The sequence below is a fragment of the Nakamurella antarctica genome (genome assembly GCF_003860405.1).
GTDB lineage: Bacteria > Actinomycetota > Actinomycetes > Mycobacteriales > Nakamurellaceae > Nakamurella > Nakamurella antarctica.
Genome location: NZ_CP034170.1, coordinates 447,418 through 473,089 on the forward strand (window position 1 = coordinate 447,418; position 25,672 = coordinate 473,089).

At 62.0% G+C, this 25,672-nt stretch carries 18 protein-coding genes; 10 read left to right on the forward strand and 8 right to left on the reverse strand.

Features of this window, described 5'->3' with window-relative positions:
* The first annotated feature begins 7 nt into the window (after positions 1-7).
* Positions 8-1,777 (forward strand): TerD family protein, encoded by a 1,770-nt coding sequence (locus tag EH165_RS02025; protein ID WP_124797810.1) that lies wholly within the window; start codon positions 8-10, stop codon positions 1,775-1,777.
* Here the strand turns inward: EH165_RS02025 and EH165_RS02030 are convergent.
* Complete coding sequence (locus EH165_RS02030; RefSeq protein WP_124797811.1) at positions 1,774-2,304, reverse strand: TetR/AcrR family transcriptional regulator; 531 nt, start codon at positions 2,302-2,304, stop codon at positions 1,774-1,776. The two genes, EH165_RS02025 and EH165_RS02030, sit on opposite strands and share 4 nt — an antisense overlap.
* A gap of 109 nt (positions 2,305-2,413) precedes the next feature.
* Here EH165_RS02030 and EH165_RS02035 point away from each other — a divergent pair, with 109 nt between their 5' ends.
* Positions 2,414-3,619 (forward strand): MFS transporter, encoded by a 1,206-nt coding sequence (locus EH165_RS02035; RefSeq protein ID WP_124797812.1) that lies wholly within the window; start codon positions 2,414-2,416, stop codon positions 3,617-3,619.
* Between the two features lie 235 nt (positions 3,620-3,854).
* Positions 3,855-4,478 (forward strand): C40 family peptidase, encoded by a 624-nt coding sequence (locus tag EH165_RS02045; RefSeq protein WP_124797814.1) that lies wholly within the window; start codon positions 3,855-3,857, stop codon positions 4,476-4,478.
* Between the two features lie 31 nt (positions 4,479-4,509).
* Here the strand turns inward: EH165_RS02045 and EH165_RS02050 are convergent, their stop codons facing one another.
* Both EH165_RS02050 and leuA read right to left on the reverse strand, forming a co-directional pair.
* The gene (locus EH165_RS02050; protein ID WP_124797815.1) at positions 4,510-5,688 is read right to left on the reverse strand and encodes an MFS transporter; all 1,179 of its coding nucleotides are present in this window, start codon (positions 5,686-5,688) and stop codon (positions 4,510-4,512) included.
* Between the two features lie 161 nt (positions 5,689-5,849).
* Positions 5,850-7,652, reverse strand: a complete 1,803-nt coding sequence (gene leuA / locus EH165_RS02055) for a 2-isopropylmalate synthase (protein WP_124797816.1) — start codon at positions 7,650-7,652, stop codon at positions 5,850-5,852.
* A gap of 323 nt (positions 7,653-7,975) precedes the next feature.
* On the opposite strand from leuA, the gene EH165_RS15275 reads away from it, so the two are divergent.
* The 3 genes from EH165_RS15275 to EH165_RS02065 all read left to right on the forward strand — a co-directional run bounded on the left by EH165_RS15275 (position 7,976) and on the right by EH165_RS02065 (position 9,832).
* Positions 7,976-8,143 (forward strand): hypothetical protein, encoded by a 168-nt coding sequence (locus EH165_RS15275; protein WP_164479079.1) that lies wholly within the window; start codon positions 7,976-7,978, stop codon positions 8,141-8,143.
* 77 nt (positions 8,144-8,220) lie between these two features.
* The gene (locus tag EH165_RS02060) at positions 8,221-8,733 is read left to right on the forward strand and encodes an LppU/SCO3897 family protein (protein WP_124797817.1); all 513 of its coding nucleotides are present in this window, start codon (positions 8,221-8,223) and stop codon (positions 8,731-8,733) included.
* Positions 8,734-9,025: 292 nt separating this feature from the next.
* A complete protein-coding gene (locus EH165_RS02065) occupies positions 9,026-9,832 on the forward strand; it encodes an LppU/SCO3897 family protein (protein ID WP_124797818.1) in 807 nt (268 codons plus the stop codon).
* A gap of 146 nt (positions 9,833-9,978) precedes the next feature.
* Here the strand turns inward: EH165_RS02065 and EH165_RS02070 are convergent, their stop codons facing one another.
* A complete protein-coding gene (locus EH165_RS02070) occupies positions 9,979-10,677 on the reverse strand; it encodes a metal-dependent transcriptional regulator (RefSeq protein ID WP_277870518.1) in 699 nt (232 codons plus the stop codon).
* 86 nt (positions 10,678-10,763) lie between these two features.
* Entirely contained in the window at positions 10,764-10,961 is a 198-nt protein-coding gene (locus EH165_RS02075) for a hypothetical protein (RefSeq protein ID WP_124797819.1), read from the reverse strand.
* A 350-nt stretch (positions 10,962-11,311) separates the two neighbouring features.
* Between EH165_RS02075 and EH165_RS02080 the strand changes: the two genes are divergently transcribed.
* The 3 genes from EH165_RS02080 (at position 11,312) to EH165_RS02090 (ending at position 14,980) form a co-directional block, all read left to right on the forward strand.
* Positions 11,312-12,577 (forward strand): aspartate kinase, encoded by a 1,266-nt coding sequence (locus EH165_RS02080; protein WP_124800238.1) that lies wholly within the window; start codon positions 11,312-11,314, stop codon positions 12,575-12,577.
* Between the two features lie 2 nt (positions 12,578-12,579).
* Positions 12,580-13,620 (forward strand): aspartate-semialdehyde dehydrogenase, encoded by a 1,041-nt coding sequence (locus EH165_RS02085; protein WP_124797820.1) that lies wholly within the window; start codon positions 12,580-12,582, stop codon positions 13,618-13,620.
* 61 nt (positions 13,621-13,681) lie between these two features.
* Positions 13,682-14,980: a TolB-like translocation protein gene (locus EH165_RS02090; protein WP_124797821.1), complete on the forward strand. Its 1,299-nt coding sequence runs from the start codon at positions 13,682-13,684 to the stop codon at positions 14,978-14,980.
* A gap of 54 nt (positions 14,981-15,034) precedes the next feature.
* On the opposite strand, the gene EH165_RS02095 is transcribed toward EH165_RS02090, so the two are convergent.
* A complete protein-coding gene (locus EH165_RS02095) occupies positions 15,035-15,796 on the reverse strand; it encodes a hypothetical protein (RefSeq protein WP_164479080.1) in 762 nt (253 codons plus the stop codon).
* Positions 15,797-16,223: 427 nt separating this feature from the next.
* On the opposite strand from EH165_RS02095, the gene EH165_RS02100 reads away from it, so the two are divergent.
* Positions 16,224-17,960 carry an AMP-binding protein gene (locus EH165_RS02100; RefSeq protein WP_124797823.1) on the forward strand — a complete coding sequence of 579 codons (1,737 nt, stop codon included), beginning with the start codon at positions 16,224-16,226 and terminating at the stop codon, positions 17,958-17,960.
* An 82-nt stretch (positions 17,961-18,042) separates the two neighbouring features.
* On the opposite strand, the gene EH165_RS02105 is transcribed toward EH165_RS02100, so the two are convergent.
* The gene (locus tag EH165_RS02105) at positions 18,043-19,938 is read right to left on the reverse strand and encodes an alpha/beta hydrolase family protein (RefSeq protein WP_124800239.1); all 1,896 of its coding nucleotides are present in this window, start codon (positions 19,936-19,938) and stop codon (positions 18,043-18,045) included.
* Positions 19,939-20,288: 350 nt separating this feature from the next.
* Positions 20,289-25,556, reverse strand: a complete 5,268-nt coding sequence (locus EH165_RS02110; RefSeq protein ID WP_124797824.1) for a hypothetical protein — start codon at positions 25,554-25,556, stop codon at positions 20,289-20,291.
* Between the last annotated feature and the right edge of the window lie 116 nt (positions 25,557-25,672).

Sequence of the window (25,672 nt, forward strand, 5' to 3'; positions counted from 1 at the left end):
AAAAAGCATGACCACGACGGTGCTCTCGAAGGGGCAGAACATTGTGTGGCCTGCCCTGGGATGTCGGATCGAGGTTGAGGCTGAGTCCACTATTGATGTCTCGGTGCTGCTCCTCGGACCGGACGATCGAGTCCGGTCCGAGGCAGACTTCGTGTTCTACAACAATCCACAAGCTGCGGGCGTAACTCTGCAGTCGACCGGCGAGGTCGTGATCGATCTTGACGCTGTCACGGGTACCTCCCTGTTATGTCTGATGAGCGTCGAACCGTCGTCGGCAGCTTTTGGCGCCGCTCTGACGCCGACCGCGCGGGTGGTGAGCATAGATGGATCGCATACAGCCGAGTTCGAGATTGCCGGGCTAACTACCGAGCGCGCCGTCATCACTTTTGAGATCTATCGGCGAGGAACCCAGTGGAAAGTGCGAGCCGTCGGCCAAGGCTATGAAGGTGGACTTGAGGCGGCGATCACCGAATACGGTGTCAAAGTGAGAGCAGAGGCGGCGACAAATACGGAAACGGGCAATCCTCAAGCTGGCCAACGCAACTCGGCCCCCCAGGGTTTTTTCGCGGGCCTGATGGCGCCACTTCCGCCACCCACTCCGATCCCGGAGAACCTCGTCGCACCCGCACCGCCCGGCACCTCCGATCAGGAGCGGCTATTTCGACAAATCCAAGGCATTTTTGAGGATGCTGCTCGCTCAACTGCCGGGCTGCGCGCTGCAGCATCGTTTGCCAACAGCCGCAGGGATGGCGAACTTTCCGAACTTGCCGCCGATGTGACGAGGCGAAATTCAACCCACACTGACGCTGCTCGCCTCGCTGTCGAAAGCCGCTACCGATCGCTGATGGAGCGCGCACGGGCCGACCACCGCCGAGATGTAGACCAGCTCAAAGCTGAACTGGCGCAACTGGAGTCGTTACTTCCGGCGCCGATGGCCGGCTGGGCAGCGACTGCCTGGCAGTCGTGGTCACCGCCCCCGGAATCCGTCATGGCAATGCGAGCGGGGACGCTCAGTGTCGAGGAAGCGCCGGACCTGCGCTTGCCGCTCGTGATAGGTGTGCCGCTTGGCAGGCCCTTGTGGATCGATACGGGAGGCGCTTTCCCCTCGGGTACGGACACAGGCACGGAAGTGTTCCAGATCCCGGACACCCCGGAAGAGCTGTTCAACCCGACTACCTCTCGGGTGCAACCGATGTCGATGGTCCGTGCGTTACTAACGAGGCTTCTAGCCTGCGCGCCAGCAGGGAGCGTGAAGGTGCTGATGGCAGATCTCGGTGGCAGGGGGAAGGCGGCTGTCGCGCTGCAGCCCCTCGGCGCGGGCGGGTGCGCCGTATTCAATCGCGCGCCAGCCACAACGCCTTCGGAGCTGGCGGAGTTGCTCGACGATTGCGTGGCATACGTCGATTTGGCGCAGATGGCCGATCAAGCGTCGGGCAGGTACAACCGTGATCCCTCTCTGAAACAGATCCTTGTGTTGAACGACTTCCCCTACGGGATAGACGATGTGGAGATTGGCAAGGTCCGCTTCCTCATAGAAGAAGGAGCAAATGTTGGCTTCGCCGTCATCGTGGTGGGAGACCACGCGGAGGCCTCTGGACGAGGACCCCTGGTGTCGGCTCTCTTTCGAAACTTCGTGAGGTTGCCCGTCGAGCCTGATTCGCACCTCGCTGATGCGTGGACGGGGAGCGCGTGGAACTTCCAGCCGGATGCTGGACCCGACGACCAGATCGTTATCAACAGTGCGCTGGCGAAAATCGGGCGAGCAGAAGCACTTTAGGCGTCGATCTTTTCGATGAGACTGTCAAAAACTCTTGCCATCAAATCTTTGTCGGGAATGGGGAGCCCAGCGATGGCTCCCAAATAGAGACCGAGACCGACGAGGCGAATGGTCTGCGCGGCCACCGGGTCGGCCACTGATTCCAGCAACGGTGCATCCCAACGGTTAAACACTTCGGTGAGAAGGTCGCTCGCATGAGTGCCCAAGCACTCGTCACTGCGAACGGCTGCGATCAATGCGGTGATGTAGTCGGCCTCGAACTGATTCTTGGGAAGTGAAAACTCCAAGTACCCGCGGGCGGCACCCGTTTCTGGTGACACAGAACTCATCGCCGTGGTGATGTCCTCGATTTCCAGTAAGAGAACGCCTTCGTAGAGGGCCTCCTTGGTGGGGAAGTGGTACAGCAGGCCACCTTTGGACACGCCAGCCTCGGCGGCGACGGCCTCAAGGGTGACGCTTGAAGCGCCCCCACGTGCCAGAACGGTGCGGAGGGCGTGCAAAATTCGGTAGCGCGTATCGGAAGCCACAGGTTATAGTGTACCGGCCGGACGGTATAAGAAAGACTGGTTGCCGGTCACCAGCGGTATGTGGTGGGAGAAGAACACAATGTTTTCGAAGTACGCCCAAATTTTTCAAGTGCCCGGTTCACTCTTGTTTTCGCTCACCGGTCTCTTTGCTCGGCTGCAAATGTCGATGGCTGGGATGGGTGCGACGCTGCTCATCGTGCACGAGCGCGATTCCTATTCCCTTGCTGCACTTGTGACGGCCGTCTTTGCCTTGGCGGCAGCTTTTATTGGGCCGCAGGTCTCGCGTCTCGTCGACCGTTTCGGCCAACATCGCATCGTGCCTTTGCAGCTTTCGGTGCATGTTCCTGCGATCCTCGCGCTGATTTTTGTGGCCTACGGCGACGGACTGGAGCCACTGTTGCTCGGGCTCGCGTTGGTCGCGGGTTCCAGCCAGCTGTCCGTGGGAGCGATGATCAGGGCCCGGTGGTCGAAGATTTACACTGGCACACCCCTGTTGCGCACCGCTTTCGCGGTGGAATCTCTCGTTGACGAGGTCGTCTTCATCACCGGGCCGCCTCTAGCAACTGTGCTCGCACTCCAGGTCGCCCCGAGCGCGGCCTTGCTCGTCGCCACCCTTATTTTGACCGTGGGATCTGTCTTGCTGATTTTGCAGCGCTCCACACAGCCGGTGCCCAGCGGTACGACACACCCGGCGCCCAAGGGCAGCGCGCTTTTCCTGCCCGGAGTCGGGGCACTTGCGGGGATCATGGTTTTCGTGGGGGCAGTATTCGGTTCGTTCGAGATCACCACGATCGCGGTCGCTCAAGATGCGGGCGCCGCAAATTGGACCGGACTGCTGCTGGCGGTCTACTCGTTCGGTTCGCTCATCGGCGGATTCGCCTACGGGGCTCGGGAATTCCGGGCGCATCTGCCCAGGCAGTTCATCATCGCCGTGACAGCTCTGGGAATCGTCACGCTGCCGCTTGCAGCAATGGGCAACTTGGTGCTGTTAGGAATTGCCGCTGCCGTCGCAGGTTTTGCCGTAGCGCCGGTCTTAATTTCCGTCATGTCGCTGGTGGAGTACATCGTCCCGGCGAAACGGCTTACCGAGTCGATCACCTGGGCCACCGGCGGCCTTTCGGTTGGTCTGGCTGGCGGGCTGCTCATCTCTGGCGCCATCGTGGATAATTTCGCGGCGTCGAATGCCTACCTCGTCACGTCTGGCGCTGCAGTGCTGGCGTTTGTGAGCGCCTACCTCATCCGCGGTGTCGTCGGCCGTGCCTACCAGGCTGCGTACTTCCGAGGCGCGCAAGCGCTCCAAACTGCAGCACTCTAAGCCAGCGGCGCGGGGACTCATCTGCTGGGCCCGGCTCGGAAACTGGGAGCCGCGGCGCCGCAGCCGAAGCGCGTTCCACTAGCCGAGCGCGAACGTCATCGGGGGTGTACGCGCGGCGCTGCCGTTCGTTGCGGGCGATAAGCACCCCCGTGGCAGCCACCCCTGCCGCCCCTGCGAGGCCGACCCACTTCACACCTTTGAATTTTCGCTTCGCCATGTGGCTTACCTTAGTCAGATGCGCGTAACCGAAACCCGTATCAACCTCACCACCGCACTGAACGAGGTGCGGACTGGCGATGTGTGGCTCTTCCGCGGTTCCACAGTCGCTGACCGAGCGATCCAGACGATGACCAACTCGCCTGTCAACCATGTGGGGATGGCTGTCGCTCTCGACGATATGCCCCCGCTGCTGTGGCATGCAGAGCTCGGAAAGTCGTTGACCGACATGTGGACAGGGAAGAAGCAGCGAGGCGTCCAGCTGCATGATCTTGGCGAAGCAGTCCGGACCTGGGACCAGAAATATCACGCCCGGGCGTGGGTGCGGCAGCTATCGGTGGACGTGACGACCGAGATGGAAGATGCTGTGCTGCGCACTATCGCGCGGATGGATGGAAAGCCGTTCCCCACCACCAAGGCCCTGGCGCAGAATTGGCTTTCTGGCCGCGTGCGATTTCATCGGTCGAACGAAACCATTTACTGCGCCGAGCTTGTCGCTGTTACCTATCAGGAGATGGGCCTGCTGGCCGGTTCCCGCCCGCAGAATTGGTATGACCCCGGCCGCTTTTGGAGTGGTGACAAGCTCAGGCTTCTGCAGGGAGCCACATTGGGTGACGAGATTGCTATCAACGCTCAGATGTGAGGCAGGGGCGCCGCCTGATTCGGTGCGCAGATTACTGGTGGGCCGGTGTTTTCTTGGGAATCCAGTAGCCCATGACAGCGGCCGCCGCGAGCCCCACGCCGCCGAATGCGGTGATCGCGAAGCCCAACGAGGCTGCCGCTGTCAGGCCGGCTAGCGCCAGTGGCCCAACGCCGTTTCCGAAGTCGCCGAGTAGGCGCCACACCCCAAGAAACCGGGCCTGGTTGCCGGGCGGTGCGAAGTCGGCGCCGAGCGTCATGATCAAGCCGGACCCGATTCCGTTGCCCAGCCCCATCACGATGCCGACTGCTGCCAAAGTGAAGGCGCTATGAGTAAGTGGAAGCAGGGCAAGGGATATCGCGACCACCGTCATGGAGGGGATGGCAGCGGCTGAGCGGCCGAAGCGGTCCATCATTTTGCCCGCCGGGTAGAACAGCAGCATGTCGGCGGCGCCGGAAATACCGAAGATCACCGCGATCGCAGCCGGTGTCAGTCCGAGGTGTTCGCCCCACAACGGCAAAACCACCTGCCGAGCACCCCGGACGGCGCTCACCAAAATGACGCCGACGCCGAGGGTGCGCAGCACGGGTGCCTGCGCTCTTGCCAGAGCGAAGGTGCTGGATGCGGTGGGGAGGGGAACGTCCTCGCGAAGGTCCTTGGCACTGAACAACACGGCGACGGCGAGCACGCAGCACACCAGGAAGACGGCGTACGCGCCGGCCAGCGAGGTCAGGTGCACGACCAGGGAGCCGAGGAAGGGGCCGATGAACAATCCGATCCGATAGACCCCGCCCATCGTCGACATCGCGCGCGCCCGCATGTGAAATGGCACCACCTGTGTCACGTACGCCTGACGGGCGAGCAACCACACCGCGGTCCCCATGCCGGTGGCGAACATCGCGGCAGCAAAAACTGCCAGGTTGGGCCCCCACATGCACAGTGCCAGCGCCAGTGAGGTGAGGATCGCAGCGCCCAGCATCGCAGCGCGATCGCCGAATCGGGTGGCCAAAACTCCGGCGGGGATGTCGGCGACGACCTGGCCGATGCCAGCCAATCCGACCACCATGGCCGCGGTGGCCGGTGAGGCGCCAAGTTGCCCGGCAGTGATCACCACGACCGGCGCGATGGCACCTTGGCCGATGGAGAAGAGGGTCGGCGGTACGAACGCGCTGGCTGCTATCGACCACAGCGACATCTCGGGGGACCGGTTCATGTCAGCCAGGACTGGTGAGGTGCAGCAACGCCAACCCCAGAGTCGTTAGCCAGCATCACGTTGGGCCACGCTACCAGCCTCGTTTCGGGCTGCGGCCAGGATACGAAACGGGGCGGGACCGGCTATCTTGCAAGCCCATCCCGCCCCGCTCCACACCAAGGTCAGGAAGCAAGCACCGCCGCGCGGTTGTAGGCCGAAACGACGGCCTTCATCGACGCGGTCATGATCGAGGAGTCCACCCCAACCCCCCAGACGACGACGCCGTTCACGGCGCACTCCACGTACGCGGCGGCGCGCGCGTCACCGCCTGCTGATAATGCGTGCTCCACATAGTCAAGCACTCGGACGTCGACATCCACTCCGGCAAGCGCGTTGCAGAAGCTGGCTAACGGGCCGTTGCCGGTGCCGTGGATCACGGACTCTTCGCCGTCAACGACAACCCGAGCCGCGATCTGGTCGTGGCCTTCGTCTGCGTCTTCCGGCGTTTCGATGCGTGCGCGCACCAACGTCACGGGAGCCGTGCGCTCCAAGTATTCAGCAGAGAAGTACTGCCACATCCCTGCGGGCGAGACCTCGCCGCCCTCGGTGTCGGTGAAGCCTTGGACCACCCGCGAGAACTCGATCTGCAGGCGCCGCGGCAGGTCCAGCCCGTACTCGCTCTTCATGATGTAGGCGACGCCGCCCTTGCCGGACTGCGAGTTGACGCGGATAACGGCCTCGTAAGAACGTCCGACGTCATGCGGGTCAATGGGCAAATACGGTACGGCCCAGGTGAAGTCGGCCACGGGCGTGCTTGCGGCGGCGGCGTCCCGGTCCATATGTTCGAAGCCCTTTTTGATGGCGTCCTGGTGCGAGCCGGAGAATGCCGTGTAGACCAAGTCACCGCCATACGGATGACGTTCCGGCACCTTCAACTGCGTGGCGTATTCGACGGTGCGACGGATTTCGTCGATATCGGAGAAGTCGATCTGCGGATCGACGCCTTGGCTGAACAGGTTCAAGCCGAGTGTCACGAGGCAGACGTTGCCGGTGCGCTCGCCGTTGCCGAACAGGCACCCCTCGATGCGGTCGGCGCCCGCCATGAACCCCAGTTCGGAGGCTGCTACCGCCGTCCCGCGGTCGTTGTGCGGGTGCAATGAGATGAGCAGGGACTCTCGCCTGGCCAAGTTACGGTGCATCCACTCAATGGAGTCGGCGTAGACGTTGGGCGTGGCCATCTCGACGGTCGCGGGCAGGTTGACGATCATCGGGCGGTCGGGGGTCGGCTGCCAGATTGCGGACACCTGATTGCAGACGTCAACCGCGTATTCCAGCTCGGTGCCGGTATAGGACTCGGGGGAGTACTCGAAGCGCCAATCGGTTTCCGGATACTTCTCCGACCACTTGAGCACCTCCTCGGCGCCTTCGGTCGCGATGCGGGCGATACCGGCCTTGTCCTGGTTGAACACCACGCGGCGCTGCAGCGTCGACGTGGAGTTATAGAGGTGCATGACCGCTGAGTGGGCACCTTCCAGCGCCTCGTAGGAGCGAGCGATCAACTCGGGACGAGCCTGCGTCAACACCTGAATGCGGACGTCCTCGGGGATGGCCCCCTGCTCGATGATTTCGCGGACGAAGTCAAAGTCGGTCTGCGAGGCAGCGGGAAAGCCCACTTCGATTTCTTTGTAACCCATCGCCACCAGCATGTCGAACAAGCGTCGCTTGCGTGCGGGCGTCATCGGGTCGATCAGCGCTTGGTTGCCATCTCGCAGATCCACCGCGCACCAAAGAGGTGCCTTGGTGATGACCTTGGACGGCCAAGTGCGGTCCGGCAGGTCGATGGGGGTGAAGGCCGGGTAGCGGTGCATCGGCATCGACGTGGGTCGCTGCTGGTTCCAACTTGGCTGGCCGGCGGGGATGTCGCCAACGGGGGGCGAATTCCGGAGATGCGGGGTGTTCCCATGGTCTGAAGTTCCTATCGGCATCGGTGAGCCGGTGCTCTGGGCAGATGCGCCGGCTGGGTCTGAGAAGGAGATTGACCAGCAGCAGCATTCAGCCCCGCGACGAGGAGGCCGGTCTTTCAGGCCTCGTCGCGGCAGCTAAGAAGCAGGACGAAATCAAAAAGTCCGCGTTCAGCGATGCGCTCCACGTCAGGAACCCTACCCCCGCATGGATGGGAGATTGCAAACCGGACATCGCCACCCAAAAGATGACAGCCAGCCATAACAGCCGGTTTCAGATACGAGGGAGAGTCATTAGATTGTGCTAACTTCAGCCTCCAGTTACACCACAAGGAGGGAGTACTTCCGTGACAGATCCGAACAATCCGTTGAGTAGTGGCCCAGGGCAGAATCCAGACCACTTCAACCAGGTGCCGGGGACCTTCAAGATTCTGAACATCAGCCGCCGCCGCGGGCTCCCGGTGGCCCCCTGCAGTTCGGGATGGGTATTCCTGGGCAACCCGCTCCGGATGTAAACCCTCCCCCTGCGCCTGCGCCGGTTCCGGCGGGTCCGCCGCCGACCCTGAAACAATCGGTGGCATCTTTTCGAGGAATGCCCAAACTCTATAAATACGTTATTGCTCCCGTCTTACTGGTGGGTCTTGTTCTCGCAGTGGGATGGTGGAAAGCAGGATGGTTCACCAGCACTCCCCTCGAAAAAGTGGCGCTGGGCGACTGCGTTCAAATCACTGGAACTGGCAGTGAACTCGCTCCGGAGAGCGTCGATTGCGCTTCGATGGAGGCCACGTTCAAGGTAGTTGCCAAAGGGGAGAGCATCAGCTGCGGCGAATACGATTCCGAGTTCTCCGAATTTGGGAAGGGTGCCTCCTCGGAGAAGCTATGCCTCGGCCTGAATACCCTTCAGGGCGACTGTTTCAGGGTGGGGCTGACAGCGTTTGAACGAGAATTGAAGGTTGATTGCAAGACCAACCTTGGCCGCAACTCGGTTATTAGAATCACCAAAGTTGCCGCGAACAGTACGGATCCGAGTTTTTGCTCCGAAACGGACTCGGTTCGGGTGTTGGCTGATCGCAACAGTGTGTTTTGCTACCGCCCGAACGAGTAATTCGGGGCTGGTGCGTCGGCGACTTTCGCGGCGACCAGCCATCCGGCAAAGCAGGGGGCCACGCGTTTTTCGCCCGCGCGGCGCAGCAGGCGATGGCACCCTTGACTGCCGAAGTCTAGGCATCCTGGCTGGTACGCATCGCAGGAGGCGGCGAGAACAGCGCTCCACTGGTCGAAAACGGGAAAACCGGATAAAGGCCTGAGGAAGTGGGTATGTTCATCTGGATTCGCTTGAACCATTTCGCAGGGACTACCCCAATTTCAAGCGCCGATCCGTAATTTAGGAGATTTGAATGACTGACCCGAACAATCCGTTCAGCGCCGGCCAACCGCAGCAACCAGCCCAGCCCTACCAGGCCCAGCCCGGTCAGCCGCAGCAGCCTTATCAGGGCCAGCCTTATCAGGGCCAGCCGGACTCGGCCCAGCAGCCTTATCAGGGCCAGCCGGAGCAGCCTTATCAGCAGCAGCCGTATCAGCAGCCTCACCAGGCCCAGCCCGGTCAGCCGCAGTTCGGAATGGGATTGCCCGGAGAGCCGGGAGCGGCTTCGCCGTTCGCGCCGGTGCCGGCGTCCTCTACCCCTTCGCGTAACGCTGCTCTGCTGAAGAGGTTTCTTGTGCCCGTTTTGGTGATTGTTGTTGCCGTGGTCGCATTTGGGTGGCGGCAGGGCTGGTTCACCAGCACGCCGGGCGACAAGCTGGCCGTCGGAGACTGTGCACAGATGACAGGTACGTCGGTGAACGTGGATATCACCGGCGTCGATTGTGGTTCGGCGAAGTCAACATTCAAAATTACGGCCAAGGGCGAAGGCATCACCTGCGACGAGTACGAGTCCGAGTACACCGAAAGTGGAACGGGAGCCTCGAAGGACAAGTTGTGCCTCGGGCTGGATGCCAAGGTCGGTGACTGCTTCAAGCTGGGAATGACGTCGTTGGATCAAGACGCGAAGATTGACTGCCAAGCGGGCGCTAGCGATACGTCCGTCTTCAAAATCACGGAGGTCAACCTCACCAGCGCGGACGAAAGTCTTTGTCCTGCAGGTGATCAACCGGTTGGCTTCCCGAAACGAAACACTCTTCTGTGTTTCGGCCCCAACCAGTAAACCACCTCTTTTGGCAGTGATTGCCTGAAGTAGAGCCGGATTCTCTTCGTCGCTCGGGTTGGCATCAGGGTCCCTCGCATCGTGGGATCTGGTGCTGGCTCGAGCGGCGTTTTTTGTTTCCAGCTCGGCCTAGAATTCGTATTCGGTCAACGAGACTGCGTGGTCCCGAGCCAAATAGCCTCCGCGGCTTGGTCGCCCAGGTCCAGGCTGTCCCCGCCCGCCCCGCCAATCCTCATCGACGTTCCTGCCCCGAACGGCAACCGGGCAAGCACCTCGATGTGGGCATCGAGGACGATCTTTTTCTCCTGGAAGTACCGCAGCATTTCGGGTTCGTCATCGGAGATCCGGACTACGAGCCCGCTGTCGCCGGGCTGCAGCGCTGAAAGTTGTTTGGCTGGTGGGATTTCCATGGTTCCATCGGCACCGGGGATGGGGTCGCCGTGGGGGTCCCGTCGCGGGAAGCCGAGTTTTGCATCCATGCGCGCCAACATGCGGTCGGAGATGGCGTGCTCGAGTATGTCCGCGTCATCGTGCACTTCGTCCCAGGTGTAGCCGAGCTCCGCCACGAGGAACGTCTCTACCAAGCGGTGCCTCCGGACCACGCGAAGCGCTATTGCACGGCCCGGTGGGGTCAATTCGACGGCGCCGTAAGGCTCGTGTCGCAGGTAGCCGAGGAGAGCAAGCTTGCGGACCATTTCAGAAGCTGACGAGGCAGAGACTCCCACCCTGCTGGCGATAACTGAAGTGGTAACCGGGGTGTCGTCCCACTCTCCAGCGTTGCAAATCGCCTTCAGGTAGTCCTGCATCACCGCACTGAGCGCTGGGGGATTTTCGGAGGCTTCCACGCGGCTAAGGGTACGGGTAGCGGTGCTCACCCGGCTCACCCGGCGTGGCGGGTTGCCGAGGAGCGGATGTGTGGCGTGTCGGTTAACTACGCGAGCGAGGAAACCAGCAGCGCGACGCAGACGATGGCTGTCAGCACCATGATGCTGCCTTCAATCCACGATCTCGTGGTACTTGCCGACTGCGCGGGGGTGCGGTGGGCAGCGCCGCACGGAATGGAGTGGACTGGTCGCGAACCCCAAAGCCTGGGGTTGTTGAGGCTACCCATCGGCTGTAAGTGCGGCATGCCGAAATCATATATCAGGAAAACCTGTAACGCCATGATTTTCCTCCCCGAGCTGCGGAAGAGGAATGCTGGCTCGGCGTGTGCAACAAGATTTACCGAATGACGCCCAGGGCACCGTCAGAGTTCCGCTCGGAACAGCGTCCACCGAGACGATTGTTGGAAAGCGCTCTCAGGGCACCGTGCTGCTTTTGCGACGGGAACTTGTGCTGTTGCCGACCGGTATTCTCATGGCGTCGGACTGTCACGTCTGACCTGGCACGCCTGACCTGGCACGCCTGGGTGTGAAGGTAAGCAAAGCGTGTTCAGTTCCTGATGTTGCGAACTGATTTCAGATGAGAAAGGCAGCACCAGTGAGCCTCGTGGTCCAGAAGTATGGCGGATCCTCTGTAGCAACTGCGGAACGTATCAAACGCGTCGCCGAGCGCATTGTCGCCACCCGCAAGGCTGGCCACGACGTCGTGGTGGTCGTCAGTGCGATGGGTGACACGACCGACGAGTTGATGGACTTGGCGATGCAGGTCTCGCCCGTACCGCCCGCACGTGAGCTGGATATGCTGCTGACCTCGGGCGAACGCATCTCGAATTCCTTGGTAGCCATGGCGATTTCTGCGCTCGGGGCCGAGGCGAGGTCATTCACTGGATCCCAAGCTGGCGTGCTCACCACCTCTGCCCACGGCAGGGCGCGCATCATCGACGTGACGCCCGGCCGCATTCGGGAGGCGCTGGACCAGGGTTCGATCGCGTTGGTTGCAGGCTTCCAAGGCGTCTCACAGGACACCAAGGACGTCACGACCTTGGGTAGGGGCGGGTCCGACACCACAGCTGTGGCGCTCGCCGCCGCGCTGAATGCCGATGTTTGCGAGATCTATACCGACGTCGACGGCGTTTACACCGCCGACCCGCGCATCGTGCCAGACGCGGCCAAACTCGACACGATCACGTACGAAGAAATGCTCGAAATGGCAGCCAGCGGCGCGAAAGTACTGATGCTGCGATGCGTTGAATACGCCCGCCGATACAACGTTCCGGTACATGTCCGGTCGTCATATTCGGATAAAAAAGGCACTCTCGTCACTGGCAACATGGAGGATCTGACCGTGGAACAGGCATTGATTACCGGCGTCGCACACGACCGAGGCGAAGCGAAGGTGACCGTCGTTGCAGTCCCTGATCACCCCGGAGTGGCAGCGAAGATTTTCCGCACCATTGCCGACGCAGAAATTGATATCGACATGGTTGTTCAGAACGTGTCCATCGCCGATCAGGGCAAGACAGACATCACCTTCACCCTCCCCAAGGACGAGGGACACCGCGCCGTTGCCGCGCTCGAAGCCAAGAGGAGCGAGATCGGCTTCAGCAACGTGATTTACAACGACCATGTGGGCAAGGTTTCTTTAGTCGGCGCGGGGATGCGCTCGCACCCAGGCGTCACCGCGACCTTCTGCGAGGCGTTGGCCGAAGCGGGCGTCAACATCGACATCATCACCACCTCAGAAATCAGAATCTCGGTTCTGGTACGCGATACCGAACTGGACATCGCCGTCCGCGCATTGCACAAGGCCTTCGACCTCGGCAGTGACGAAGAAGCTGTCATCTACGCGGGCACAGGGCGATAGCCATGGCCAAAAACTTGGTGGTCGCGGTGGTGGGGGCTACAGGGCAAGTGGGCGGAGCAATCCGTGACATTTTGGCGAAACGAAATTTTCCACTGACCGACATTCGCTTCTTTGCCTCCGCTCGGTCGGCGGGTAGTGCGCTGACCTACCTCGGCCGGGACTACACCGTGGAAAATGCCGACGACGCAGATCTGAGCGGTATCGACATCGCGCTGTTCTCGGCCGGAGGCTCGACGTCGCTAGCGCAAGCACCACGATTCGCAGCTGCGGGGGCAATCGTCATCGACAACTCCTCCGCGTGGCGGATGGACCCAGACGTGCCGTTGGTGGTTGCTGAAGTCAACCCGGACGCCATTTCCGATGCCACCAAAGGCATCATTGCCAACCCGAATTGCACCACCATGGCAGCGATGCCGGTGCTGGCTCCACTGCACGCGGAAGCGACCCTGAAGCGGATGATTGTTTCTACCTACCAGGCGGTTTCGGGTAGCGGGCTCGCCGGAGTTGCTGAACTGGCCGGACAAACCCGCCAAGTCGTCGATCGCGCCGAAGTGCTGGTCTATGACGGCGGCGGCGTCGAATTTCCCGAGCCCGTCAAATACGTGCGACCCATCGGTTTCAACGTCATTCCGATGGCCGGGAACATCGTCGATGACGGCAGCTTCGAGACTGACGAAGAGCAGAAGCTGCGTAACGAATCCCGTAAAATCCTCGATATCCCGAACCTTCTGGTCTCCGGTACATGCGTCCGCGTTCCCGTCTTCACCGGACATTCGCTTTCGGTCAACGTCGAATTCGAAAGTCCTCTCAGCGTCGAACGTGCACTTGAAATTCTTGCCACCGCAGAAGGTGTTGAACTCTCCGCAGTGCCGAATCCGCTCCAGGCCGCAGGAGCCGACCCGAGTTTCGTGGGCCGCGTGCGCAGCGATCCGGGCGTGCCGGACGGACGCGGGCTCGCGTTGTTCATTAGCAACGACAACCTGCGTAAGGGCGCGGCTCTCAATGCCGTGCAGATCGCGGAACTGGTCGCCGCCACTTTGTAGCAGAGCGGGGTGACCGGGCTGGTCCGAAGCGCGAAACCCTGAATGTCGTAGTGTCTGCGGCATGAAACACACGGCTGACAGGGGCAGTTCCAGGGTCGCAGCGGTGGGCGCCTTGGCCGCGGGCGCCTTCCTGGTAGTCGCTGCGTGCTCCTCCACCATCGGAGGATCGGCCTCGGCGGTCGCACCTGGTTCGATGCGTATTGGACCTACGAGTTCTGCCAGCCCCACCTCGTCGGCCCCGACCTCGTCCCCGTCGGCCCCGACCTTGTCATCATCACGGGTTACCCCAGCCCCGTTATCGCCAAGCTCTAGCGCGACCACCAGTCCGTCCAACGGAACCCAAGGGGGGAAATGGGCGACGGAAGTATTCACCGCTGGCCGCGAGAATCTTGCCGCGGTTTCAGCGGATGGCTTTCTAGGTGCGGTCAACACGGACGGCCAGATGTGTATTGTCGAGCTCTTCGACCCGGTCCTGTACCCGGACGGTAAGTTCTGTGCGCTTCCGGTTCCAGCAGATGCGAGCCTCGTGTTCCCCGTTTTCTCACCCGATGCGTTGCATCTGGCGGTTGTAGTGGTTCAGGCTGATGCCGTTCTGTATTTGGTGGACGTGGTCACCCAGGAAGTGAAAGTTGCCACTTTGCAGGGTCTTTCGGCCGACCCTGCCGCTGCGGAGCGTTTTTCGGTTTCCAGCGCAGTCTGGGACACCGCTGGCGATGCGTTTTATGTAATCCCGCAGCCGACGGGTGCGTCAGGAGAAGTGGTGGCCTGGTCGGTGAGTGGAGACGCCCCCAAAAGCATCAACGGGCTGCCTATCACCGTTGCGAACAGCACACCGCAATTGTGGGCTTCGGAAACTGGACTCGCGATCGCTCCCAACACGGGGCCCTCGCAAGGCGAGCTGTGGTACACCGACTTCAACAGCGCAGCAACCACTTTGGTAGGCCGCTATGCGCCAGAGGGAGGAACCTTTCTGCTGCAGACCATCTCTCCCGACGGGGCCGAGGCGTTGATTTGTCCCGCAAACGGCGCCACCATCGGGGCGCTGACGCGGGTCGTTATGGCGACCGGCGAAACGAAGCCCGCAGTGGACTCCGCCCCTGGGGCGACCGGTACCCCCTGCACTGGAGCAACCTTCTCTGCGGATGGAAAGTACGTCGCTTTGGCTGGCGCGCTAGATGGCGGGTTTGGCCTCATCGTCTACAACATCGAAACGGGCGACCCCGAAATTGACCTGAACTTTGACGCCGCAACCCTTGCAGCGCCACCGCTTGTCGCCTGGTACGAAGACGTGATTACGGTACACCGCGTCGACGCCGGTGCCGGATACAAGCAAGTCACTGTTGTGGAGTTACGCCGCTGAACCAACGGCTAGCCGGTGATGTCCCGATCCGCAGAAACCGCTGTCGCTTTCGGGCTAGAGGCAGGCTACTCCTCCGAGTGCGGCGCCGGATGTGCCACCCGATTCAGAGATCACCGCATAGCCGCAGGCCGGGACTCCCGCCGCAGCAAGGTAGGTGACGCCCTCCGACTGCCATTGCGCAGGAGTCGGCACTTGTCGATGCGGCCAGTCGGCGAATAGGGCAGGGTCTGCGCCGGGTGTGGGCGCCACATACTCGATCGCCTGATCGTAAGTGAGCAGTAGAACTCGCCCAGCTACCATGCTGCCGTCGGTGACGACATTGCCCACGAGGAGCGACTGGGCCGGATGTATTGGGGCCGGCGGTTCGAAAGTGTTCACTAACAGCAGCTCTCCGCCTCCTGCTGCCCCTTCGTAGACCCGGTGGGTCTTGGTGCCCCTGTCTGGTTTCGTGACGATAATGATCGATCTGTCCTCTGCCACCAACAGCGTTTCGGCGTCGTGTGCACCGTCCGGATAAGTGAAGTTCCATCGTTGGGCAGCTGCGGGAGCGGGAGCAGGCTCCTGCGTTTCAACAACAGGTTCACGCAGTTGGTACACGGACACACTTTCTCGGCGCGCTCGATTATCGCCGATATCGCCGATGTACAAGCACCTTTCGCTGCTATCAGCCTCGCAGGGGCCGGTGGACAGCGCCTCGGCATTCACGGCGTCCATCCCCTCGACCGGGATTGCGGCGAGCACTGCCCCGGCGCTGTTGATTGCCCAAATCCCATCGGTGCCCGTGGCGTCGTCAACCACGAAGAAGACATCGGGCACGCTGGCCGCGGCGATTCCACTTGCCTCCGGCGCGGCGGTCTCCGGGAGAGTGCCCCACGACCTACCGGCCGCATAACAGGGCGCACCATCGCATACGGCAGGTGCGGAGCTCGCAGTAGTTGGCGCAGTGGCGACGACAGCTGGGGGCGGTTGCGGGGCAGGTTCTGTCGGGGGGCTGGAAGTGTGCGGGGCGGGTCGTCCGGTCGGGGAGGATGTGCCGCTGCCCGCGACCTCGCCCGAGCCATGGGTGGAGCTGCAGCCGGTAAGCGCAGCGAGAATCAATATCGCAGATACACCTGTTGCGCAAAGGCGAAAATACAGGCACCGATTCGTCATAGACAGCAAGGATATTTCATTCCGCAGGGTGCCGGAGAAACTGATGCGACCGGGTAGTGACAAGGTGTGTCTAGCACTGGAAAGGACAATCATGGCCGCGCAGACCACCGAAGCCACCGCAACAATCAAGCAGGCACGTGAGCTTTTGCTGCGCTACCGCTCCGACTACGACGCCGCGATGGCGAACTTCACGTGGCCACAGCCGGACTCGTTCAACTTCGCACTCGAGTGGTTCGACGTACTGGCGCAGGAGCACCCGGAGCGACCGGCCCTGAAGATCGTCGAGGAGGACGGGCGGGTCGGTGAGTGGACCTATACGGACCTTTCCGCGCGTTCTGACCAGGTTGCTCAGTGGTTCACCAGTGTGGGTATCCGGCGGGGCGATCGCGTTGTTGTCATGCTGGGTAATCAAATAGAACTCTGGGAGTCCATCCTTGGCCTGATCAAGGTGGGGGCGGTGTTGATTCCCGCCAGTACTCTCTTGGACACCGAAGATCTCATTGACCGTGTTGATCGTGGCGCTGCTAAATATGTCATCACCCGGTCAGTTGACGCTCCGAAATTTGACCGGGTTGGTGGCGACTTCACCAAGATTTGGGTCCGTGACTATGGCAGCAAAGATTTGGTTCCGTTAGGGTGGAACGACTTTGCACTATCGGCGGACGCCGAAGCGGAGTACGTGGCGGTAGAACCCACTCCGGCGGCCGATTCGCTGCTGCTCTATTTCACCTCGGGTACAACAGCTTTGCCCAAACTGGTCGAGCACACGCAGGTTTCTTACCCCATCGGCCACCTATCGACGATGTATTGGCTCGGGCTGAAACCGGGCGATGTACATCTGAATATTTCGTCCCCGGGCTGGGCAAAACACGCTTGGTCCAACGTTTTTGCGCCTTGGCTGGCGGGTGCGACCGTGTTCGTCTACAACTACACCCGCTTCAACGCCCAAGCCTTAATGCAGGTAATGCAGGACAACGGGATCACCACCTTCTGTGCGCCGCCCACCGTGTGGCGAATGCTGATCCAGGCCGACCTTTCGTGGTTGAAAACGCCTCCGCGAGAACTGATCGGGGCCGGGGAACCGCTGAATCCTGAAGTTATTGAACAGGTTCGACGAGCCTGGGGCGTGACTATCCGAGACGGCTTCGGCCAGACGGAAATGACGGCTGCAATCGGAAACCCACCGGGGGCCAAGGTTCGGGATGGCTCGATGGGCCGGCCGCTTCCCGGGTATGTCGTCACGCTGGTGGATCAGGCCACGGACGAACCCGGCGCCACAGAAGGCGAGATCTGCTTGGACCTGGCGCACCGGCCGGTAGCGTTAATGGCTGGTTACTTGGGGGATGCCGAAAAGACCAGCGACGCAATGAGTTCCGGCTTCTACCACACCGGCGATGTGGGATCGGTGGACGCGGATGGTTACATCACCTACGTGGGTCGTGCCGATGACGTCTTCAAGGCTTCCGACTATCGAATTTCGCCGTTCGAGCTGGAATCGGTATTGGTCGAACACCCGGCCGTGGCGGAAGCCGCTGTGGTGCCCTTTCCGGATGCGTTGCGGCTCTCGGTACCCAAGGCTTACGTCGTCCTGATCGACGGCTACGGCGACAACGCTGACACGGCGAAGGAGATCTTCACCTACACCAAGTCGCGGCTGGCTCCGTACAAGCGCATTCGGCGGCTGGAGTTTGTGACCTCGGAGCTGCTGCCCAAAACCATTTCGGGCAAGATCCGACGGGTAGAGCTGCGCCGACGGGACGCACAGCTGGTGGCCGACAACGTGCGCGCCGCCTCGGAGTACCGGTGGGAGGATTTTCCCGGGATCTAAGGGGGAGCAATAGGTGCAGACCCTCAACAGGTGCAGACCCTCAACAGGTGCTGGGCACTTCGGTGCGCGCTGAGAGCTGGTTTCAGGCCCCTACGCCGTGGGCGAGCGCTCGACGCACAAAATCGATCTCTACCAGCACCTGACGCAGCCTCTCCTGGACCACCATCGAACCGTGCCCCGCCTCGTAGCGATACACCTCGTAGGGCGAACCTAGCTCGGCGAGCTTGCCGAGATAGTTGTCGATTTGCCGAATGGGACACCGTGGATCGTTTTCACCAGCCAACACCAACACCGGCGCTCGCACCGCGTCGACGTAGGTGATGGGGGAGGAATCGGCGTATTTATCCGGAACCTGGGCAGGTGAACCGCCGAAAAGTGCGCGGTCGTACGCGCGTAGCGGTTCCATCTCATCCTCATAAGCGGCCACGTAGTCGGCGACCGGCACCCCAGCCACCACGGCCGCCCATCGGCTCGGCTGGGTTCCTGCCGCCAACAAAGCGAGGTAACCACCCCAGGAATAGCCGGCGATGACGCAGGCGTCTGCGTCGGCCAGCCCCTGCACGAGTAGATGGTCATAAACAGCGGCGATATCTGCCAATTCGGTATGGCCCATCCGCTGTGTGAGGGCATCGCGCCACTGGGAGCCGTAACCGGTTGAGCCCCGATAGTTGACCTGGACGGTGGCAAACCCGGCATCCAGCCACGCTGCTCGGGTGGCGTCATAGTCGTCTTCGTCTGCGGCGGCTGGACCGCCATGGACGAAGAAAACTGTGGGCAACGCGCCGCCGTTGGCCTCGACGCCGTTGGCAACACCACCGGGTGCTGGCCTCGCCATAAGTGCGTGGATGCGGCCACCGGGACCGTCAACCCAGACGTCGGCAACCGGCTGGGATGCGGGCGCAGGCTCACCCGGGGGCCGCAGCAGTACTCGGTCGCCGTCGGTGTCGAGGATCCGCACGGTGGCGGCAGTCTCAGCTGACGAATGGCGGTACCAGAGTGCGCCGCCGGCTCGAACAGTGGCACCTGAGACCACCCCGGGAGCACCCGGCAGGTTTGTCAGCTCGCCCGTCGTCAGGTCCCAGCGGTGCATGCTGGTACGCGCTGCGTGGGTGTGGATCAGGAGCAGCGCGGTGGCGTCGGGATAAAAATCGCCATCGATGTCGCCCGGCAGATCAATACGAAGTTCTGTGACTGCCCCGGTCTCCAGATCCCAGATCAGCAACTCCTCGCGGCCTTGCCGCTCGTGACCGACGAGCAGCCGTTGGTCGCCAGCGACGGGCGAAAAAGCCAGTGGGTTAAGACCTTTGCCTGGCGCATCAGACAACTCGGCGAGCATTGCACCGGAACGGACGGAAAGTGCCCGCAGCGCTGGGTACCTGGAGTCGCCATGCTCGGAATGGGAGAGCACCCAGATGGTCTCGTCGCGAGACAGCGCGCCCACTCCGGCGTCCTCGGCGTGCGAGTACACGACAGTGCTTGGGCTGCCGTCCACGCATAAATGAATCCGCGTGCCTTCGTCATCGGAGAAGCCCGCGATAGTCACGCTCGCACCCACCTCGAGGCCAGCGGGATAACCCGCGCCAACCTCGGGAAGGGCGAGTGGTGCGACGAACCCTTCACCGGGGGCAGAACCGAATGGCTGGATGCGCCAGCTACCAAACTCATCGCCCGCGCTGTCATCAAACCACCATAGATTCGCGCCATCGGGGGAGAGCGTCCCCTGCGTCGTGCCGTCCTGGCGGGATGTCGACTGGGTCAATGTGTCGGTGCTGGGCTGCCAGCAATACAGCTCGTATGCACCGGACATGTTCGACACCAAGACCGTGTGATCAGCGGCGTCTCGCGCCTGGTCGGGGAGTCCCATCCGGATCGCTGCAAACCTTGCGCGCCAACGAGTCTCCGCGACCGGGTCGGTGAAAAGTGCCGGTGGAATCGACGCACTGTGGTGATCGGAGGGGGTCAGTTGTGCTTGCGGCATCGTCTCTGGTGCGCCGTCGCGCGGCCGGGCATTCTTTGCCGTCATATCGACTATTTCCACCATCTCGCATCGTCCATCAGGGCTGCCGGGAGTCTGCAAAATTGGCCGACGGTGGCGATCTATGTATTTTGCCAGACTCGGGTTTACTTCGGCGACAGCTTCGCGGCGCTGAACAACACGAGCCGCCCTCTCGCGGTCAAGCCTGGCGGGGCACGAACCGTTCGGGCGGCAAATAAGTCGGGATCCAATTTACTTCGGGCACATACAACTCGGTGGTGGGGTCCACGTCGAGTTGACGCGGGCCCCACCACCGGTGGTCTAACTTGGCAAGCTGCTAGGCAGCGTGGCTATTACGCCTTCTTGCGCTTCCGGCCAATAACCAGGAAGGCGCCTCCCACCGCGAGAAGAACGAGGCCGAAGCCTAGAACGAACGGCGTGGACTGGCTTACACCAGTGAAAGCGAGGTTGTTCGGAATGATCACCGTTGCTGCTCCCGCGCGGCCACCCACAACTCCGCCTGCACCTCGGACAGTGGTGACCTGCACGAGCGTGGTTTCACTTGGCTGGGGGTAGCTGGTCGGCTTCCACGGGTTGTGGAAGGCATCGCCTGGGATCGTTTCGTACCACACGTAGTACCCAGCAGCCGTCAGCGTGAGCGCCGGGGTTACGTACTTACCACTGCCAGTCACGGTGGTGGTAACAGTACCGACCTTCGGATCATTAACTCCGGGGCCGCTGGACGTAGCGGGCAGCGCGGCGTAGGGGCCGTAAAGCGTGCTGCTCACAATGACAGATTGGGTGGGGTGAACGCCGGTGACGTTGAGGGTGTCAGTCAGCTTCGTGCCGATGGCGGCATTCGCCACCGAGGTCACGGTGCTCACTGCCGGGGACCACTTGACGACAGTGGTTTCCGGCACCTGCGGGAAGGTCGGGGGCTTCCAAGGGGTGTTGTACTGATCCCCTGGGATTGTCTCGTACCAGACGTAGAAACCGGTAGCAGGCAAAGTCAGAGCCGGGGTAACGAACGTTCCCGGACCTGTGACGCTGGTGGTGACTGTCCCGACCTGGGGATCGTTCGCGCCGGGCCCACCGGAAGTTGCAGGCAGAACGGTGTACGGACCGTAAAGCGTGCTGGTGATGGTGACCTGGTGATTCGGGTTGACCCCGGCCACCAGCAGCGTGTCGGTCAGTTGGGTTCCAATGCTGGCAACAGCCACAGAGGTCACGGTGGTCACCGACGGAGTCGACTTAACCACGGTGGTCTCGTAAGTCTGCGGGAAGGTGGGCGGGGTCCACGGAGTGTGGAAGTTATCGCCCGGAATCGTTTCGTACCACACGTAGTAACCAGCCGACGGCAAGGTCAGAGCCGGGGTGACGTACGTCCCCGGACCGGTAACGGTGACGCTAACGGTTCCGACCTTGGGTGCATCCGCTGCCGGCCCGGTGGAGGTGGCAGGCAGTTCGGCGAATGGCCCGTACAGCGTGGTGCTGATGGTCACTGGCTGCGTGGGGTGAACCCCGGTCACGGTCAGTGTGTCCGTCAACGCGGTGCCCGCGCTGGCAATAGCTGCCGAAGTCACCGTCGTCACCGAAGGGATCCACTTGACGACTGTGGTTTCCGGTGCCTGCGGGAACGTCGGAGGCGTCCACGGAGTGTTGTACGTGTCACCTGGAATCGTTTCGTACCACACGTAGAACCCGGTACTGGGCAGCGGAAGTGCTGCCGTGACATAGGTTCCCGGTCCGGTCACTGTGGTTTGAGCGACTCCGACCTTAGGATCGTTAGCACCCGGACCATTGGAGGTGACCGGAAGCGTGGTGTAAGGACCATAGAGCGTGCTGGTAATGGTGACGGGGTGATTGGGGTTGACCCCGGTCACGACCAACGTGTCACTGAGCAGCGTGCCCTTCGTGGCGATTGCCACTGACGTCTTGGTGGTGACCGACGGGGCCCACTTGACAACGGTGGTCTCGTACGTCAACGGGAACGTCGGCGGCTGCCATGCGTTATTGAAGTCATCGCCTGGAATCTTCTCGTACCAGACGTAGAAGCCAGGAGCATTAACCGTCACACCCGGGGTAACAAACTTGCCCGAGCCGTTGACCGTGATGCTGACAGTGCCAGCCTGAAGAGCGTCTGCAGCCGGCCCGGTGGAGGTGGCAGGCAGTTCGGCGAATGGCCCGTACAACGTCGTCGTGATGACCACTGGATGCGCCGGGTTAACCCCGGTCACGGTCAGGGTGTCTGTCAATACTGTTCCCGGCGTAGCGATCTGTGCCGAGGTCAGTGTCGTCACCATCGGTGTGGCTTTTGTCGGAGGCGTTACCGGTGTGGGGACCTGGGTGGTCTCGTCGGTGACGCCGTATTGGCCGGTCCATGCTCCGCTGTTGGTGCCGGCGGGGATGGTTTCGTGCCAGACGTAGTAGCCCGCTGCTGTGAGGGTGACCGATGGGGTGGTGTAGGTGCCGGCTTTGTCGACCTGGGTGGTGACTTTGCCGGCGATGGGTGCGCCTGCTGGGACGGTTGCTGATAGCACCGGTGCGCTGGTGAACGGTCCGTAGAGGGTGCTGGTGACCGTGAGTGGGCCACCGATCCATGGGGCGTTGTTAGCGGTGGTGACGACCAGGGTGTCGGTCAGTTGGGTGCCGATGGCAGCTGTTGCAGCGGAGGTTTTGGTGGTGACCTGTGGCTGGAACGAGGTGGGTGTTACCGGTGTGGGGACCTGGGTGGTCTCGTCGGTGACGCCGTATTGGCCGGTCCATGCTCCGCTGTTGGTGCCGGCGGGGATGGTTTCGTGCCAGACGTAGTAGCCCGCTGCTGTGAGGGTGACCGATGGGGTGGTGTAGGTGCCGGCTTTGTCGACCTGGGTGGTGACGGTGCCGGCGATGGGTGCGCCTGCTGGGACGGTTGCTGATAGCACCGGTGCGCTGGTGAACGGTCCGTAGAGGGTGCTGGTGACCGTGAGTGGGCCACCGATCCATGGGGCGTTGTTAGCGGTGGTGACGACCAGGGTGTCGGTCAGTTGGGTGCCGATGGCAGCTGTTGCAGCGGAGGTTTTGGTGGTGACCTGTGGCTGGAACGAGGTGGGGGTTACCGGTGTGGGGACCTGGGTGGTCTCGTCGGTGACGCCGTATTGGCCGGTCCATGCTCCGCTGTTGGTGCCGGCGGGGATGGTTTCGTGCCAGACGTAGTAGCCCGCTGCTGTGAGGGTGACCGATGGGGTGGTGTAGGTGCCGGCTTTGTCGACCTGGGTGGTGACGGTGCCGGCGATGGGTGCGCCTGCTGGGACGGTTGCTGATAGCACCGGTGCGCTGGTGAACGGTCCGTAGAGGGTGCTGGTGACCGTGAGTGGGCCACCGATCCATGGGGCGTTGTTAGCGGTGGTGACGACCAGGGTGTCGGTCAGTTGGGTGCCGATGGCAGCTGTTGCAGCGGAGGTTTTGGTGGTGACCTGTGGCTGGAACGAGGTGGGTGTTACCGGTGTGGGGACCTGGGTGGTCTCGTCGGTGACGCCGTATTGGCCGGTCCATGCTCCGCTGTTGGTGCCGGCGGGGATGGTTTCGTGCCAGACGTAGTAGCCCGCTGCTGTGAGGGTGACCGATGGGGTGGTGTAGGTGCCGGCTTTGTCGACCTGGGTGGTGACGGTGCCGGCGATGGGTGCGCCTGCTGGGACGGTTGCTGATAGCACCGGTGCGCTGGTGAACGGTCCGTAGAGGGTGCTGGTGACCGTGAGTGGGCCACCGATCCATGGGGCGTTGTTAGCGGTGGTGACGACCAGGGTGTCGGTCAGTTGGGTGCCGATGGCAGCTGTTGCAGCGGAGGTTTTGGTGGTGACCTGTGGCTGGAACGAGGTGGGTGTTACCGGTGTGGGGACCTGGGTGGTCTCGTCGGTGACGCCGTATTGGCCGGTCCATGCTCCGCTGTTGGTGCCGGCGGGGATGGTTTCGTGCCAGACGTAGTAGCCCGCTGCTGTGAGGGTGACCGATGGGGTGGTGTAGGTGCCGGCTTTGTCGACCTGGGTGGTGACGGTGCCGGCGATGGGTGCGCCTGCTGGGACGGTTGCTGATAGCACCGGTGCGCTGGTGAACGGTCCGTAGAGGGTGCTGGTGACCGTGAGTGGGCCACCGATCCATGGGGCGTTGTTAGCGGTGGTGACGACCAGGGTGTCGGTCAGTTGGGTGCCGATGGCAGCTGTTGCAGCGGAGGTTTTGGTGGTGACCTGTGGCTGGAACGAGGTGGGTGTTACCGGTGTGGGGACCTGGGTGGTCTCGTCGGTGACGCCGTATTGGCCGGTCCATGCTCCGCTGTTGGTGCCGGCGGGGATGGTTTCGTGCCAGACGTAGTAGCCCGCTGCTGTGAGGGTGACCGATGGGGTGGTGTAGGTGCCGGCTTTGTCGACCTGGGTGGTGACGGTGCCGGCGATGGGTGCGCCTGCTGGGACGGTTGCTGATAGCACCGGTGCGCTGGTGAACGGTCCGTAGAGGGTGCTGGTGACCGTGAGTGGGCCACCGATCCATGGGGCGTTGTTAGCGGTGGTGACGACCAGGGTGTCGGTCAGTTGGGTGCCGATGGCAGCTGTTGCAGCGGAGGTTTTGGTGGTGACCTGTGGCTGGAACGAGGTGGGTGGCGGTGGCGGTGCGGCATCGAAGGAGATCGATCCCGAGACCTCCGTGGTGCCTCCCTTGGAGATGACACCCTGCTTATTCACGCCACCTGGTGGCGTCCACTTAATTACGGTGCCATCGTTCAATCCCTTGAACGTGACCGTCACGGTCGCTGGACCGGTGCCGTCGAGGACGACGGGAATGTTCAGCGCGTCGCTGGGGCTCCGCCCGTCGCCCGGGGTTTCGATCATTAAGGGACCGGGGCCGATGTTCTGTCCCTGGTAGATCAAGGATCCACCGGTAATGCTGATTGAGCCCTTTACTGCGCCCACGTACTGGTCCTGAGCAGATTTGACACCGACGGTGACAGTCCCATTTGCGCCGTCTTGCGTCTTGCTGATCTTGACGTTGTAAGGACCCGCATAGCGAGCAGCGAAAGTATCTAGTGTCTGCAAATTATCGGCTAGTTGCTGGACATTGGCCGTAGCCGCCTTGGGCAGCTTCCAATCTGGCGCGTAATTATGCTCAACCTCAGGCGACTTCAACGCAAATTCGTACAACGCTTCGTAAGCGACGTCGTCGCCCGAGCCTTCGTCAGCATTTCCGGTATCAAACTGATTGAGAACCGCTGCGAGCTGCGGGGCGTTGAGGGTGGACTTGCTGTAATTGTCGTTATTTGAAGGGCGGGGACGGCCACCGTCGACACAGAATGTGTAGATATTGCCGCCCGATCCAGCCCAGCTACTGATGAAAGCGCCGTGGTGGATCGAGGCGAAGTCATTGGTGCCCGATCCTCCCATTTGGCCGGGGCCATCTCCGTCTGCCAGAGCGACGCCGGCGCCGCTGACGACGGAGGCGCCGATCGCGAGAGCGGCAAACGCCGCTCCAAGGCGACGGGCTCTACCTTCCGGGCGGCGATGCCGCGAACGGGCTTGCGTTGCTACATCAGGGGATGGGGTGCGCCAGCGACTGAGCGCCCCCTCCGGGCGTGGGTGCGAAAATTTCCAACTCACAGCGTGGCTCCTTCAGGACGAGTAAACACTTTCTTAACCGAGTGTCACCATACCCCGCCGCATCACTCATTTGGCCCATAAAGTTGCAGCAAATTGGGCAAATTAGCCGCTTTGAG